Consider the following 15,738-nt stretch of genomic DNA (forward strand, 5'->3'; position numbering starts at 1 on the left):
AAACCGCAGAACACGTCGGAACGGGCGGTTCGCCATGCAACGCCCGACGTCGGCACGTCACCGATACGCGTGCCTGCCGCGCTTCGACCTAGGCCTTTCGGGAAAAGCGCACGTCCCGCGCCGCCGCAGCGAGCAGGGGCGGACTATAATGACCCTCCACCTTACAATTTGTAATGTCAAATAACTCAGATCGACGCGACGAGACAGTCAGGGGCGACGCCGCATTGCGTCCCGCAATGGGAGCGGGAGCACGATCGGACGCCCACACGGCGCCGCCCGCCGGCGACGATGCCCGCCGCTCCCTATCCGCGCGCCGAGCGCGCGCGACGGGCGCGCCGCCCGCGTCGCCGCGACGCTCGGTCGGCGGCGGCATCGCGCTGGCGCTCGCCCTATCGCTCGGTGGGCTCGCCCTGGCTGCGACGCTGGTGGGCGCCTTCGCGGTCGTGCTTTGCATGCAACGGCTGCCGGCACTCGACGTCGTGACCGATTACCGACCGAAGATTCCGATGCGCATTTACAGCGCGGATCATGTGCTGCTGGGAGAGTTCGGCGAGGAACGCCGGGAATTCATTCGTCTGCAGGACGTGCCGCAGCCGCTACGCGACGCGGTACTTGCCATCGAGGACGACCGTTTCTACCAGCATGGCGGTGTCGATTACACCGGCATCGCTCGCGCGCTTTTCGTCAATGTCGCCCATGGGAATCGCCAGGGCGGCAGCACGATCACGATGCAGGTCGCACGGAACTTTTTCCTTTCGAGCGAGAAGACCTATACGCGTAAACTCTATGAAATCCTGCTGGCGATCAAGATCGAAGCAGCGCTTTCGAAGGACCAGATCCTGGAGCTTTACCTGAACCAGATCTATCTCGGTCAGCGCGCCTATGGCTTCGCAGCCGCCGCGCATGTGTACTTTGGGAAACCGCTGAAGGATCTGTCGCTTGCACAGCAGGCGATGTTGGCCGGGCTACCCAAAGCCCCGTCGACGACCAATCCGGTGACCAATCCGGGGCGCGCGGAACAAAGACAACGGGTCGTGTTGAAGCGGATGCGGGATCTCGACTATATCGATGCCACGGCCTACCAGGCCGCCCTGGCGGCACCGCTGGCCTTGCGGCCGCCCTCGACGGAAACGCGCGTGGAAGCCAGCTATGTCGTCGAACTGGTCCGCCAGCAAATGTTGGCGCGCTATCCGCAGGACAGCTATACCCGCGGCTATACGGTAACCACGACCTTGGTGGCCGGCGATCAAGAAGCCGCGAACGAGGCCGTGCGCAAAGCGGTGGATCGATTCGACGGACCCGGTCCCGCCGCGCGTGAGGCCGCCCGCGCCGCGTCGGCCGCCATCGCGCCACGGCCCCGTGCAGCCGGTGTGGAGGCCGCCCTGATCGCGATCACGCCGCAGACTGGCGCCATTCGCGCGATGGTCGGCGGCGCGGACTTCGCACGCAACCAATTCAACCATGTGACGCAGGCGTGGCGGCAACCCGGTTCCGCGTTTAAACCCTTCGTCTATGCGGCCGCGCTGGAGCACGGCGTCGGTCCTGCCACACTCGTCGACGACGGGCCATTCGAGTTGCAGGCCGACCGGGCCGGTGGGAAGGCCTGGCGTCCGAAAAACTATGGCGGCACGTTCGGCGAGCAGACCACGCTACGCACGGCCCTGATGAAATCGCGCAATCTGGTGACGGTGCGAGTGATGCAGCATCTCGGCCCCAGCGCGGTACAGGATTACGTCACGCGCTTCGGTTTCGATCCGCAGCGTAACCCCGCCTATCTGTCGACGGCACTGGGCGCGGGCGCCACGACGCCGCTGCAATTGGCCTCAGCCTATGCGGTATTTGCAAACGGCGGCTATCGCATCAACCCCTACCTGATCAGCGAAGTGACGACGAACGATGGCGCCATCGTGCTGCAGGCCGCACCGCGCGTCGCCGGCTTCAACGCGAAACGGGTGATCGCCCCCGGCATTGCCTACATCATGCAGGACATGCTCCACGACACGGCAACCCGCGGCACGGCGGCCGGGACAAATGCATTGCATCGTACCGATCTGGCAGCCAAGACCGGTACGACCAACGAATCACGCGACACCTGGTTCGCCGGATTTCACCCGTCGCTGGTGGCGGTGGCATGGATGGGGTTCGATCAGCCGCGCTCGCTGGGCCGGCGCGCTACCGGCTCGGTCCTCGCGCTGCCGATCTGGAGCGACTACATGGGCGCCGCCTTGCGCGGCAAACCGAACCAGACGGCGTCGATGCCGTCGGACGTCACCCGCCATCAAGGCGAGCTCTATTTCGACGGCAAACTCCCCGGCGCCGGCTTTGTTGCCAGTATCACGCTGCCGGGCGACAGACTGTATGCCGTCGAAGGCCCTGCAGGCCCGACACCGGCACCGGCACCGGCAACCGAGGCGGAGCGCAACAGCGTGATGCAGCAATTCAGCAACGATCTGTTCGACTGAGCCGCAGCGGCCCAGGATCGAACCGCCCTGTCACGCCGCGGGTTCGAATACCACCGCCTCGCCGGCAATCTGCGACGCTTCGCGTGACAGCACCGCGAAGAATTCGTCGCCGGAACGGGTATCACGCCACGTGTCGCCATCGAACTTGAAGTGATAGCCGCCGGTTTTCGAGGCAATCCAGATCTCGTGCATCGGCTGCTGCAGATTGACGATGATTTTCGCCCCGCTCTCGAATTCCAGCGACAGCACATTGCCGCTGCGCTCGCATTCGATATCGGCTGCCACGTCGTCCGCACCGTACTCGATTGCCGCCAGGACGGCCTCGGCACGGGTCATGTATTCGGTATCGCTCATGCTACACTCCACGCTTGGTTTTTCTGACCATTTATCATGCGATCCGCCTTGTTCCGTCACTGTTCCCCCGCTTCCACCATGCCCGCGCAGGCCACTGTCCAGAACACCGAGCAGACCCGCGGCGCACTGCGCCGCCTGTCGTCTGCCGCGATTGTAGCGTTTGTGGCATTGCCCCTGCTGGCCGCATGTGGTCAGCGCGGCCCCTTATACCTGCCGACGGTGCCGCCGCTGCCCGCGCCGCCGCAGGCTAGCGGTTACGCAACGCCGAATAACAACACCGCAACGGCGAACGGCGCAAACGACGCGCAACCGTCGGACGCGGCGAAGTCGAGCCGCGCCAAGGGAGCGCAACAATGAGCGACGCATCGATGACCCCGGGTTTCGCCAGCCGCGAAGGCACGCTGTATATCGAAGACTGCCGCGCCGAAACGCTCGCCGAGCAGTTCGGCACGCCGCTCTACGTGTATTCGCGCGAAGCCCTGACGCTGGCCTATCGCGCCTACGCGGATGCCTGCAAGGACCGAAAAGCCACGGTCCACTACGCCATCAAGGCGAACAGCAACCTGGCCGTATTGAATGTGTTCGCGCGGCTCGGCGCCGGCTTCGACATCGTCTCGGCCGGCGAGCTGGCGCGCGTGCTCGCGGCCGGCGGCAGCGCCGAGCGGATCGTGTTCTCGGGCGTCGGCAAGCATCCCGACGAAATGCGTGCGGCGCTGGAGGCCGGCGTGAAATGCTTCAACGTCGAGTCGATCCCGGAATTGCATCGCTTGCAATCGGTCGCCGCCTCGATGGGCGTCCAGGCGCCGGTATCGCTACGCGTCAATCCGGATGTCGATCCGAAAACGCACCCGTATATTTCGACGGGCCTGAAGGGCAATAAGTTCGGCGTCGCCTTTGCCGATGCCCGAGCGGTCTACCGTGAAGCCGGCGCGATGCCGAATCTGCGCGTGGTCGGCATCGACTGCCATATCGGGTCGCAGATCACCGAGCCCTCGCCCTATCTGGATGCGATCGACCGTATCTGCGAACTGGTTTCGCAGATCGAAGCGGACGGCGCCCACATCCACCACATCGATGTCGGCGGTGGCCTGGGGATCCGTTACGACGACGAAACACCGCCGGATATCGGCGCCTTCGTGACGATGGTCCTCGACCGTTTGACCGAACGCGGTCATGGGCATCGCGAGGTCGTGTTCGAACCGGGCCGTTCGCTGGTGGGGAACGCCGGCGTGCTGCTGACGCGGGTCGAGTATCTGAAACCGGGCGAGGCGAAGAATTTCGCCATCGTCGATGCGGCGATGAACGACCTGGCCCGCCCCGCGATGTACCAGGCCTATCACGCGATCGACGCGGCAACGCCGCGCGACATCGGCACGACGTGTTACGACGTCGTCGGCCCGGTTTGCGAAAGCGGCGACTGGCTCGGCCGGGATCGCGAACTGGCCTTGGCCGAGGGCGATTTGCTGGTGGTACGCTCGGCGGGTGCCTACGGCTTCACGATGAGCTCGAACTACAACACGCGACCACGCGCTGCGGAAATCCTCGTCGATGGCCATGCCGCGCACGTCGCCCGCGCACGTGAAACCGTGCAGTCGCTGTTTGCCGGCGAACATATCCTGCCGGACTGACGACCACCGCCGTGCGAGTCGGCACATCCGACGAGCACGGCAAGCGCGCCGAGTACGCCCCGCGCACGCCCCGCTCGGTCAGTCCGTCAGGTAGGGCAATCAGCTTCGACCAGCCTGCGCGTTCGGCGTCCGATGCCAGAACGCCCATATCAGGCGGAACGCCAGCAACACCGCCACCACGGCCAGATAAATCTTCGGTTCGAACAAATCGTTCTTACCGGACTTCATCCACCAGAAGTGCAGCACGGCGAATCCCGCCGCGGCATAGACGGCGCGGTGCAGCGTGATCCACCGCCGTCCCAGCTTGCGGACCACGGCCTTCGGTGACGTCAGCGCCAATACCAGCAGAAGCACGAACGAGACGAAGCCGACAAGGATGAACGGCCGTTGCGCGACGTCGTGCACGATCGCCGGGATGTTGAAAAACTCGTCGAACCAGAGATAGGTGACGAAGTGGAGCAGCGCGTAGAAGAACGCAAACAGACCGATCATCCGACGCAGACGCAATAGCCAGCTCAGCCCCGTCAATAGTCGCACCGGCGTCACCGCCAACGTGATGCAAATCCACACCAGGGCCCAGATCCCTGTCGAGTACTGGATGAACTGCACCGGGTTCGCGGTCAAACCATCGGTGAAACCGAAAAATACCAGCCGTAGCAGCGGGTAGAGTCCGAACAGAAACACCAAGGGCTTTAGCCAGCGCATCCGCCGCTCCACCTGCGTGGGCGCGCGGGGGGCGCGAGGCGGTGCCGGGCGGCCCCCCTGATCCTGTCCGGCGTTCACCGGTGTCGTGTCGCGATGTGCCATACCGCCTCCGCGTCAGAAGTTCTTCCGCAGGTCCATGCCCTGGTACAACGACGCCACCTGGTCATAGCCGTTGTACATCAGCGTCGGCCGCTTCGGCGTGAACAGACCGCCCTCGCCGATACGTCGCTCGGTGGCCTGGCTCCAGCGGGGATGATCGACATGCGGGTTCACATTCGAATAGAAACCGTACTCTTGCGGTGCGTAGCGGTTCCATGACGTGGGCGGCTGGCGATCGACGAAACGGATGGCCACGATCGATTTCGCACTCTTGAAACCGTACTTCCACGGAATGACCATGCGGACCGGTGCGCCGTCCTGCTTCGGCAACACTTCGCCGTAAAGTCCGAACGTCAGCAGCGCCAGCGGATGCATGGCCTCATCCATGCGCAGGCCTTCGGTATAGGGCCATTGCAGGATATCGGAGCTCAGGCCCGGCATCTGTTTCGGATCGTTCAGCGTCAGGAACTGGACGTACTTGGCATCGCTGGTCGGCTGCACCTGCTTGATCAACGACGCCAACGGATAACCGATCCACGGGATCACCATCGACCAGCCTTCCACGCAGCGCATCCGATAGATCCGCTCTTCCTGCGGCGCCAGTTTCAGCAGCTTGTCGAGGTCATAGGTGCCGGGCTTGGCCACGAGCCCCTCCACCTTGACCTCCCACGGGCGTGTCTGCAACGTGTGCGCATTGCGCGCCGGATCGGCTTTGTCGGTACCGAATTCGTAGAAATTGTTATAGCTGGTGATGTCTTTGAACGACGTGACGCTGTCCGACACGCGATACGCCGCGTTCGGCGTGGCCGGCAATTTCTGCGCGCCCGAATTCGCCTGCATTTCCTGCAATGCGGCGGCGTGGGCCAACGACGGCAACACCCCCGCTGCCGTGGTCAACGCCGACGCACCGGCCAATTGCACGGCCTGGCGCATCACCTGTCGGCGGCTATGGAACAACGCCTGAGGGGTGATTTCACTACGGGGAATATCGTCGCCGCGCAGGGCGGCGGCGTCGCGCTTGCTGGTCATGGCCAAGGCTCCTTGTGCCCCGACAGAATGCGGCGGCACAATGAAAAACGGCGATGCCGAAGCATCGCCGCGTGTTCGGAATGAACCTAGCTTACCGCAGTTGCCCGAGACGATGGATTACATTCACGTCATCTGATTTCCGGGCACGGCGCTGTGTTTTCCGATATACCTCGCTACCGCCTTACAGCTTGCCGTAGCTATGCAAACCCGACAGGAACATATTCACACCGAGGAAGGCGAAGGTCGTGACGAGCAGGCCGGTCAGTGCCCACCACGCTGCCGGCGCACCGCGCAAGCCCTTCATCAGCCGCATATGCAACCAGGCCGCGTAGTTCAGCCAGACGATCAGCGCCCAGGTTTCCTTCGGGTCCCAGCTCCAGTAACCGCCCCACGCCTGCGCCGCCCACAGGGCGCCCAGGATCGTGGCGATCGTGAAGAACGTGAAACCGATCGCGATCGATTTGTACATCAGGTCGTCAAGCAAATCGAAGGACGGCAGACGATCCGCCAGCACACCGCGCTCCTTCAACAGCCAGGCCACCGAAACCATCGCCGACAAGGCGAACGAGCCATAGCCGATGAAGTTCGCCGGAACGTGGATCTTCATCCACCAGCTTTGCAGCGCCGGCACCAAGGGCTGGATCTGGCTTGCGTCGCGCGCCACCGAATACCACATCAGGAAGCCGACGGCCGCCGACGTCACCAGCATCACAAAGGCACCCAGCGCGCGCGTGCTGTACAGGCTTTCGTAGTAAAGATAAAACAACGACGTGATCAAGCAGAACAGCACGAACACTTCGTACAGATTCGAGATGGGAATATGGCCGACGTCACTGCCGATCAGGTAGGACTCGTACCAACGGACCATCATGCCGACAAAGCCCGCCAACACGGCGACCCAGACCATCCGCGACGCGATCGCCGACGAGGACGGTGCCCGGAATAACAGACCAAGCCAATAGAAAAGCGTCGACAAGACCAGCAGCGCGCTCATCCAAAGAATGGCCGACTGGCTCGACAGGAAGTACTTCAACAAGAAAACCTGGTCCGCGTTGGCCAGATTGCCCTTGTAGAGCTGGATGGCCGACAACGCCAAAGCGGCAATCAACACGACCAGCAGCCGGACCGGCTTCCAGAACCAACCCAGGGCGATGATGGCCGGCGTCGCGCAGACCAATACCGCCTTGTCGTAATAGGTGGTCGCATTGTAGAAACGCCACAGCCCGAATCCGGCACCGGCGATCAACAACAGCGCATAGACGAAATCGACGGCATTCAGGCGCATCCAGAACGCGTCGCGGGCAAACGGCAACGGCTGGTCGGGAGGATTCACGCCAGCCGATGGCTGGGTGCGCCCGAGCGGCGTGCTCGAGCCGGAGGTGGGATGTGAGGCCATGGTATCTGCGGGGTTGGTCACTTCGTTTTCGTATCGGGCGCGGCATCCTGCGCGTCCGATGGCGTATGCGACGGGGTGTCCGATGCGGCGGCAGGCACGTCGTCCGCGTGCGTCTGGTCGGGCGATACGGTCTGTCGGACCGCCTCGCGCATGCGCACGTATTCTTTCTCAAAATCCATCGTCCGACGTGCGGTCGACATTGCCATCAGCACCTGGGTACGGCCGCCATCGGCGGGTCGCATCCAGATCCAGACGCGGCGCTCGCGGACATAGAACATCGAAAAGATGCCCAGCACCAGCAATAGCGATCCGAGGTAAACGATACTCTCACCCGGCGCGCGTGTCAGTTGGAACACCGACGCCTGCACTTGATGGAAGTTGTCGAGTTGCAGAAAAACCGGCGCGCCGTAGTAGAAACTGTCGGACAGCGCATTGATCGCATTCTGCACAAATCGCGTGTGCGGTGCGGTGGCCTGCAACGCCGGCTCGCCATCCTTCGCGCGCGCCAGCTGCCACAGATCCCACACGCTGCCTTCGAGCATGCGTAACAGCAGGCCGGCGGCCTTTTCGCGATCGGCTGCGGGGACCGAGCCCTCGATAAAGTTGGCGACGGCAGGGAACCCCCCACTGACCTGGCCGGGCTGCGCCTTCAATGGCGAACCGTCCGGCGCTGCACCGGAGAACAGGTTCAACACACGGCTCGCGCTCTGACGCAGATTGTCCGCCAGCTGCGCGTTGGCGGCAGTGGGCGATGCGCCACCCGCGACCGAACGTTCGGCAAAAGCTTGCGCCGCGGCGGCGCGCAAGGCCGGATCCTGTAGCGCGGCGCGCAACAGCATCCACTGCTTCACCGTGCTCTCGTCGTCTGCCGGAATACGCAGATAGCGGAACGGCGCGTCCGGCTCGTCGCGCATGCCGGCCAGGAACATCGGCGCGCCATTGACCTGCGTCGGCACCATGTAGTTGTTGAACTCACGGGCCTGACCGGCGTTGTCGCGGATCTTGTATTGCAATGACGGTCCGATATTGTGCAGGTCCTGGCTTCCATCGCTCTTCGCACCGGAACCCAGGCGTTGATCGAGGGCATGCTCGAAGCCCGATTCCTTCGTCACGCTCCGCGCGTCGACCTTGCTGCTGGTGCCATTGGCGGCCAGATTTTCGACGTTGATCGCGCGGAAATCGGAGAATTCGACCGTGTCGCCGTTCGGCAACTTCGTGGAAGCGCCGATCGTGCCGGTGTACGGCGCCGACTTCGTCCCGCTGCCGTCCATCGGATAGCCGGTCAGCTCGAGCGTGGTGCCCCCGTCCTCGAAGCTGGACTGGTAGATCGACACGCCGTCGTAGGTAAAGGGTTTGTTGACCTCGACGCGCGCGGCGGTGCGCTTGCCGGTTTGACGATCAATGACGACGATGTCGCTGGCAAACAACTTCGGCATACCCGTCGTGTAGTAATCGACGATGAACTTGTTCAACTGAATCGAGAACGGCAGATCCTGCAGCAGAATGCCGTCTTTCTCGTTCAGGATCGCCGTCGACACATATTGCCCTTCCGGCACCCAGGCATAGCCGCGGAAGCTCGGATTCTGCGGCCACAACCGGTGCTCCGGGCCGATCTGCGCGATCGGCGCATTCGTCACGACCGGCGACTTGCCGAAGAGCCAGACCTGCATGCGCACCATCAATCCGCTGTCCAGCAGACCGCCGACGCAAATGACGACGATCGCCAGGTGGGCGAGGATATAGCCCACGCGCGTGAACGCGCCCCGCTTGGCCGAGATCAACGTCGCGCCGCTGTCGGCACCTTCCGCTTCACGCGTTTTGGTCTTGTAGCCCGCACGCGCCAACAACTGTTCGAATGCGCTCACCGCGTCGCGCTGCGCCGCCGGCGACGCGTATTCGTCGTGATGGTGGAAAGCGCGCAAACTGTTTTCGCGGACCTTGTCCTTCCAGTTGCGCGTATCGGCAATCATCTTCGGACCGTTGCGCGTGACGCACAAACTGATGGAAGTGATCAGGAACGCCAGGATCAACATGAACCACCACGCGCTGTACACGTTGTACATGTCCAGCGAGCGGAAAATATCGGCCCAGAATGGACCGAACTGGTTCACATAATTGGGATAGGGATCGTTCTGCTTGATCACGGTACCGATGATGCTGGCGATGGCCAGGATCGTCAGCAACGCGATAGCGAAGCGCATCGACGCAAACAGATCGACGAGGCTGCGCCGCGTCCGGATATACCGGGAAACCGGGGCGCTGGCTGGGGTGGAACGCATTCAAACTCCGCGAGACAAGATCGGGCGCGGCCACGAGGAGTGCCCACTGCGTCATGAAGCCGCGGCCTCCAACTGTGCAAGCACCCATAAAAAAGCGTGTATTCGCACGTCTGGCATGGCTTCACAAAGCGGGCGTATTGTACAATAAAGTCCGTTTTTCCCTTGATTTGCCTATGGTTAGGGCCGGGCTGAATGTCGCGGCAAGCAAACAATTGCCGCAGCATCGATCTATTTCGGGCGGGATTACCGAGCGCGCACTGTGCATTTGTCATCGCCTTGAAACGTTCGGCTTCCGGTGCGGCGATAGGACGGAGTGACGCACTGACCGTTATTCGGCCAGTAACCTGGGCCGCCGACCCGACAGCATGCCTCGCCCTGCCGTACCGTTCGCTTTCGAATAGCGATACATCGTCGGCGCTTTGCAGGCCGCAAGCCCCGCCGTAGCGCGCTAGACGCCGGAGGATGGCGTAATGGCGCAGAATCACAACGGCCGCGCCACGTCCCATCGCCCGTTCGTAACATCGTCGTCAGCATTCGTTATCCAGCCGTCAGGCCGGAAAGCGCGGCAGAATTCGAGCGTTGTACCGCCGGCGCCACGATATTTCATTGCCGCGACAATTTGTCACGCATCATTCGCGTCCGTTTTGGCGCCAGTTGCTGTTTATCCCTGTTGCTGACAAGGATTTATGGCGACGCAGGGAGTGGTCTTTTCCTTGTTGCCGTTTTCCTTGTGTTTTCCAACGCGCCCCGGCGCGGAGTCCGTCATGTCGTCGTTCCTGCTGCACCAAGCGCGCTTCTTCACCACCGTCAATCATCTCCGCGACCTACCGCCCACCCCGCAACCCGAGGTGGCATTCGCGGGCCGCTCGAACGCGGGCAAGTCCAGTGCGATCAACGTGCTGTGCAATCAGCGTCGACTGGCCTTCGCCAGTAAGACGCCAGGGCGTACGCAACACATCAATTACTTCGAAGTCGGCCCACAAGACGAGCGCGCGGGCTTCGTCGTCGATCTGCCCGGTTATGGCTATGCCCAGGTGCCCGGCGACGCCAAAAAGCACTGGGAAGCGCTGCTGAGTAGTTACATGCGATCGCGGCCGCAATTGCGCGGGATGGTGCTCGTGATGGATTCACGGCGCCCATGCACCGATCTCGACATCCAGATGATCGATTGGTTCGCGGTCACCGGCAAACCGATCCATATGCTGTTGACGAAGGCCGACAAGCTGAACCGGCAGGAGAGCCAGCAAGCGCTGCGCAAGACGCGCGACCTGATCAATCGCTATAACGAAGCCAGTGGCGAGGAGCAGCTGTCCGTGCAGCTGTTCTCGATGCTGAAGCGCGTGGGACTGGAAGAAGCCCACGCGAAGGTGGAAAGCTGGTTGCGCCCCGTTTCGACGGACGACAACGCGTCAGCGGCTCCGGTCGCGGCCGAATAAAGCCGTCGCGCGGTCGGTGTCGCTGCTCGCCGCAGCCTGTCCCGCGAGCGCGCGCGCCAATGGCGTTTCCGGCGGGGACGTTGTCTCGGCCGGACGGGACAGCGCGCCCGGGCCGGCGTCCGAGGCGACGGAGAGATCGCCCTGAGGCGAGGCTGCAGAAGCAGACACGGTCGGCGATGAAGCCGCCCCTGCCGTCGAGGAAAGCGCCGCCTGCGATACCGTCGCATTCGCGCCGCCCGCTGTGCTCGCCGCTGCCGTGTCAGCCGCTTGCGCGGCATTCAGCGCCTTTTGCAAGGACGCTGCGAAACGGTCTGCCGGTTGATAGCCCATCACGCGCAATGCCGGCAATTCGCGTCCGTGCGCATCGTAGAAAATGATGGCCGGCGGCCCGAACATGCCGAAGTGTTTCATCAGCGCCTGATCGTCGGCGTTGTTGGCCGTCACATCGGCCTGTAATAGCGCGAACGACTGCAAGGCGGCATGCACGGCAGGCTGCGGAAAGACCAATCGCTCCATTTCCACACAGCTCGTGCACCAGTCCGCATGAAAGAACAGCATCGTCGGCCGTCCCGCTGCGGCGGTCGCACGTTGCAGCTCCGGCAGCGAACGCACCTTCGCAAAGGGCAGCCCGGCAGTCTCGGCATCGTTACCCGCAGCCGCGCCAGTCGCGGCAGTGACGCCACCGCCCGCGACCGCACTACCGCCGACAAACACCGCGAGCGGCCGCAAAGGGTCTTGCGCACCGGCCAATGCACCGGCCATCGCCGCTGCCGCATAGCCGAGCGCCAGACCCCCGACGGCGCGTGCCAGTATGCGCCACGCCAACGCGCCAGGCGCCGACGCCTTCGTCGCGGCAGCAATCGTGTGATCACGCGATGCCACCGGCACGACGCCGAGGCAGCACGCGGCAACCAGTGCGACAAATGCCCAGCCCAGCAGCGCGAGCGCGGCCGGCAGCACCGGCGCGACAATCCATACCGCCGCGCCGAGCAGCAGGACGCCGAAGGCACGCTTGACGCCGTCCATCCAGAGCCCCGCACGCGGCAGCAAGGCCCCGGCACCCACGCCCACGACCAGCAGCGGCAAACCGAGCCCCCACGCCATGGCGAACAGCGAGATCCCGCCGATAAACACGTTGCCGGTCTGCGCGATGAACGCCAACGCGCCAAATAGCGGCGCGGTCATGCACGCGCCCACCAGCAAAGCCGACAAGGCGCCCATGACTAGCACGCTGAAGACGCGCCCGCCACTCAGTCGGCTCGACGCGGTGGACACGCGACTCTGCCACGCCGCCGGCAATTGCAGCTCGAAGGCGCCCAGCAGCGATACGGCGAATACGAGCAGCAAGATGCCGAAGCCCCCCAGCACCCACGGATTCTGCAGCGCTGCATTGAGGCTCTGGCCCGCCAAAGCCGCGGCGATACCGAAACCGGTATAGACCACCGCCATGCCCAGCACATAGGTCGCGGAAAGGAAAAGACCGCGGCGTCGCGTCAAGGCGGCGCCTTCGCCGAGAATGATCGACGACAGGATCGGGATCATCGGCAGCGAGCACGGGAGCAAGCTCAGCGCCATGCCCAGCACGAAGAAGATGCCGATCACGGCAGGCACGCTCCGGCCTTCCAGCACGTGCATCGCATACGTCTGATCGTAGAGACGGTCGACACCGGTGGCAGCGCTGTTATCGCCCGCACCGGCCCCTGTAGCGTCGACCGCCGCCCCGACGCCAGCGGCACCGGCAGTGGCGGGTTGCAGCGCGGCCCCCGCGACATGCACCTTATGGTGAATCGGCGGATAACAGACGCCTTTGTCGGAACAGCCTTGCGACACCACATCCAGATCGAACGGGCCCTGCGCGGACGTCACCGGCAACGTGATCTGCAGCGTGCCGCGATAGGTTTCGACGTCCTTGTTGAAGGTCTGGTCGAACTTGACCGTCCCCTTCGGCAGATCCGGCGTGCCGAGCGTCGCCTGGCCGCCCACGACCGTGAAGCCGAGACGCTCCCGATACATGTAATAGTCCGGCGCGATCCGATATTGCAACTGCACCGAGCCAGGCACTTCGCTCGCACTGAACCGGAAGGCGACGGACGGATCGAGAAAACCGTCGTCCGCTCGGGCGATGCCGGGAGCAGCGAGGAGCGCAACGGACACGGCCAACAGCGGCAAAACCACCAGGCGCGCCCGCGTGTGCCGCCAGACGGCGCGCCAGCTTGACAGTACATGCGCCACGGCCCGCGCAAAAGGCGTGGCGCCTGAGACGCGATCAACGGTCACTCTAACAATCGACATGAATAGACACAGCGGGAAGCGATGCGGCGCGGAGACAGGCAGTTCCGCGATTCTACCGCGTCGGTGAAGTCACGCTTCGGCACCTTGAACGGTCGGCGTGTTTTTACGGCCTTTCTCAGCTGCGTCGTCGCGAGCAGACGGCCGTAAACGAAAAAACCGCCACATGGGCGGTTTTTTCAGAAGACACGAGGAATGCGACCGTTATCGCTCACACTCCTCGCGCTTTCGCGACGATCAACGCGTGATTACTCAGCGTCGCTCGTGTCTTCGACTGCTTCGGTGACGTCCGGGCGATCCATCAGTTGGACCAGCGCCATCGGCGCGTTGTCGCCGTGACGGAAGCCGAACTTCAGGATGCTCAGATAGCCGCCCGGGCGAGCCGCGTAACGCGGGCCCAGCACTTCGAACAGCTTCGTGACCGAATCACGATCGCGCAGGCGATTGAAAGCCAGACGGCGATTCGCCAACGTCGGGGTCTTGCCCATCGTGATCAGCGGCTCGACGACGCGACGCAGTTCCTTCGCCTTCGGCAGCGTGGTCTTGATCGCTTCGTGCTGAATGATCGAATTCGACATATTGCGCAGCATTGCCAGACGGTGGGCGCTGGTGCGATTCAGCTTACGCAGTCCACTACGGTGACGCATGATGATTTTCCTTGATTGAGTCTTGCTCCGGCTCTTCTATCTGTCCTACCTGGCCTGGTGGCACGGGTGAACTGCGGTCCGGTGGTTTGGGTTGAACAACACGATTTGCGACAAACGCAAAGGGGCATCATCTTAACGCATGACGCCCCTTTGATCCAGCCACTTGCGGAGGAGGCGGAGACCGAAACAACAGTTCTCCGCCTCCTCCGCACCGCGCCTCGGCTAGGCCGTGGCGCGCTGTCGCCTGAACGGCGACAGGCGTATTACTTGTCGAGGCTCGACGGCGGCCAGTTCTCGAGCTTCATGCCCAGCGTCAGGCCACGCGAGAACAGCACTTCCTTGATCTCGGTCATCGACTTCTTACCGAGGTTCGGGCACTTCAGCAGCTCGTTTTCCGTACGTTGGATCAGGTCGCCGATGTAATAGATGTTTTCGGCCTTCAGGCAATTTGCCGAACGGACCGTCAACTCCAGATCGTCAACCGGACGCAGCAGGATCGGATCGATCTGCGGTGCACGCGACGGCGCTTCCGCGGTGGTCTCGGTGCCTTCCAGCGCCGCGAACACGTTCAGCTGATCCACCAGGATGCGAGCTGCTTGACGAATCGCTTCCTCAGGCGTCAGGACGCCGTTGGTTTCGATGTTCATCACCAGCTTATCCAAGTCGGTACGCTGCTCGACCCGAGCCGATTCCACTGCATAGCTCACGCGCTTGACCGGCGAGAACGACGCATCCAGGACGATACGGCCGATAACCTTGGCCACATCTTCGCCGTAGCGACGCACATTGCCCGGCACATAGCCGCGACCCTTTTCCACCTTGATCTGCACGTCGAGCTTACCGCCCTTCGACAGATGCGCAATCACGTGGCCCGGGTTGATGACTTCGCAGTCGTGCGGCAGTTCGATATCCGCCGCCGTCACTACGCCTTCACCATCCTTGCGCAACGTGACCGTGACTTCATCACGGCTATGAAGCTTGAAAACCACGCCCTTCAGGTTCAGCGCGAGGTTGACCATGTCTTCCTGAACGCCGTCCAGCGTCGAGTACTCGTGAACCACGCCCGCGATCGTCACTTCCGTCGGCGCATAGCCCAGCATCGACGACAGGAGCACTCGGCGCAATGCGTTACCGAGCGTGTGACCATAGCCGCGTTCAAACGGCTCCATCACGACTTTGGCGTGATTGTCACCCAACGACTCAACTGCAATGATCTTGGGCTTCAACAAACTGTTTTGCATAGGTTTTCCTCTTCAATACCCTCGGCTCGTTACACCGATAAGGCTGACTGGCAACAACCTGAAAAAGCCGGCGCGTGGCATACCACGGCGCCAACGTTACCGTCAGCCGCCGTACCATGCCACGCAGCCGGCACTACTTCACTACTCACAACGTAGCCGAACGCGACAGGACT

Annotated in this window: 11 protein-coding genes and 1 pseudogene; 4 read left to right on the forward strand and 8 right to left on the reverse strand. The window is 63.0% G+C overall.

The window, feature by feature from the left end; genetic code table 11:
- Positions 1-173: 173 nt before the first annotated feature.
- Positions 174-2,462 (forward strand): PBP1A family penicillin-binding protein, encoded by a 2,289-nt coding sequence (locus ABEG21_RS13965; RefSeq protein ID WP_347555126.1) that lies wholly within the window; start codon positions 174-176, stop codon positions 2,460-2,462.
- A gap of 30 nt (positions 2,463-2,492) precedes the next feature.
- Here the strand turns inward: ABEG21_RS13965 and cyaY are convergent, their stop codons facing one another.
- Positions 2,493-2,816 (reverse strand): iron donor protein CyaY, encoded by a 324-nt coding sequence (cyaY, locus tag ABEG21_RS13970; RefSeq protein WP_347555127.1) that lies wholly within the window; start codon positions 2,814-2,816, stop codon positions 2,493-2,495.
- 78 nt (positions 2,817-2,894) lie between these two features.
- Here cyaY and ABEG21_RS13975 point away from each other — a divergent pair, with 78 nt between their 5' ends.
- Positions 2,895-3,173 carry a lipoprotein gene (locus ABEG21_RS13975; protein WP_347556812.1) on the forward strand — a complete coding sequence of 93 codons (279 nt, stop codon included), beginning with the start codon at positions 2,895-2,897 and terminating at the stop codon, positions 3,171-3,173.
- A gap of 11 nt (positions 3,174-3,184) precedes the next feature.
- Entirely contained in the window at positions 3,185-4,444 is a 1,260-nt protein-coding gene (gene lysA / locus ABEG21_RS13980) for a diaminopimelate decarboxylase (protein WP_347556813.1), read from the forward strand.
- Positions 4,445-4,543: 99 nt separating this feature from the next.
- Here the strand turns inward: lysA and ABEG21_RS13985 are convergent, their stop codons facing one another.
- From ABEG21_RS13985 to ABEG21_RS14000, 4 genes and pseudogenes are all read right to left on the reverse strand, one after another.
- Positions 4,544-5,149, reverse strand: a complete 606-nt coding sequence (locus tag ABEG21_RS13985; RefSeq protein ID WP_347556814.1) for a protein-methionine-sulfoxide reductase heme-binding subunit MsrQ — start codon at positions 5,147-5,149, stop codon at positions 4,544-4,546.
- A gap of 114 nt (positions 5,150-5,263) precedes the next feature.
- Positions 5,264-6,277, reverse strand: coding sequence for a protein-methionine-sulfoxide reductase catalytic subunit MsrP (msrP, locus tag ABEG21_RS13990; RefSeq protein WP_347555128.1), 1,014 nt, complete (start codon positions 6,275-6,277; stop codon positions 5,264-5,266).
- Between the two features lie 181 nt (positions 6,278-6,458).
- Positions 6,459-7,559: pseudogene (gene ccsB, locus ABEG21_RS13995) on the reverse strand (c-type cytochrome biogenesis protein CcsB); the annotation flags it as partial.
- A 131-nt stretch (positions 7,560-7,690) separates the two neighbouring features.
- Positions 7,691-9,952, reverse strand: coding sequence for a cytochrome c biogenesis protein ResB (locus tag ABEG21_RS14000; RefSeq protein ID WP_347555129.1), 2,262 nt, complete (start codon positions 9,950-9,952; stop codon positions 7,691-7,693).
- A 764-nt stretch (positions 9,953-10,716) separates the two neighbouring features.
- On the opposite strand from ABEG21_RS14000, the gene yihA reads away from it, so the two are divergent.
- Complete coding sequence (gene yihA, locus ABEG21_RS14005; protein ID WP_347556815.1) at positions 10,717-11,388, forward strand: ribosome biogenesis GTP-binding protein YihA/YsxC; 672 nt, start codon at positions 10,717-10,719, stop codon at positions 11,386-11,388.
- Here the strand turns inward: yihA and dsbD are convergent.
- The 3 genes from dsbD to rpoA form a co-directional block, all read right to left on the reverse strand.
- On the reverse strand, positions 11,362-13,665 hold the full coding sequence (dsbD, locus tag ABEG21_RS14010; RefSeq protein ID WP_347555130.1) for a protein-disulfide reductase DsbD: 2,304 nt from the start codon (positions 13,663-13,665) through the stop codon (positions 11,362-11,364). The two genes, yihA and dsbD, sit on opposite strands and share 27 nt — an antisense overlap.
- A gap of 260 nt (positions 13,666-13,925) precedes the next feature.
- A complete protein-coding gene (gene rplQ / locus ABEG21_RS14015) occupies positions 13,926-14,324 on the reverse strand; it encodes a 50S ribosomal protein L17 (RefSeq protein WP_347555131.1) in 399 nt (132 codons plus the stop codon).
- Positions 14,325-14,587: 263 nt separating this feature from the next.
- On the reverse strand, positions 14,588-15,565 hold the full coding sequence (rpoA, locus tag ABEG21_RS14020; RefSeq protein ID WP_347555132.1) for a DNA-directed RNA polymerase subunit alpha: 978 nt from the start codon (positions 15,563-15,565) through the stop codon (positions 14,588-14,590).
- Positions 15,566-15,738 lie beyond the last annotated feature (173 nt).

Origin of the sequence: Robbsia sp. KACC 23696 (assembly GCF_039852015.1) — a bacterium.
In the GTDB taxonomy this organism is placed as follows: domain Bacteria; phylum Pseudomonadota; class Gammaproteobacteria; order Burkholderiales; family Burkholderiaceae; genus Robbsia.